The sequence below is a fragment of the Pseudomonas sp. SIMBA_068 genome (genome assembly GCF_046534705.1).
GTDB lineage: Bacteria > Pseudomonadota > Gammaproteobacteria > Pseudomonadales > Pseudomonadaceae > Aquipseudomonas > Aquipseudomonas putida.
On sequence record NZ_JAWRYI010001136.1, the window covers coordinates 1 to 252 of the forward strand.

The 252-nt window shown below is 60.7% G+C and carries 1 protein-coding gene; it reads right to left on the bottom strand.

The annotated features are described in order from the left end of the window. Positions 1–59: 59 nt before the first annotated feature. On the bottom strand, positions 60–252 hold a 193-nt coding region (locus SB756_RS33050), incomplete at its 5' end, for a DUF1345 domain-containing protein (RefSeq protein ID WP_410913631.1).

Here is a 252-nt window from a genome sequence, read left to right on the forward strand (position 1 = left end):
CGGCAACCCTGGCAGTTAACGGCGGTGCCAGGTCTGGGGTCTAGAAGTTTTGTGCAGCCTCAACTGAACAGCCCGGCGGCGATATTGATCGAGAAACCGAGGATTGCGGGGTTGAACCGAAAACCGATCAGCGACTGGGCGAGGACGATCTTGCGCAGCTCGCGGGTGGCCACGCCGACGTCCGAGGTTTGCACCGCCACGCAGATGGTGAAGGAGAAATACAGGAAGTCCCAGTAGTCCGGGTTGGTCGGG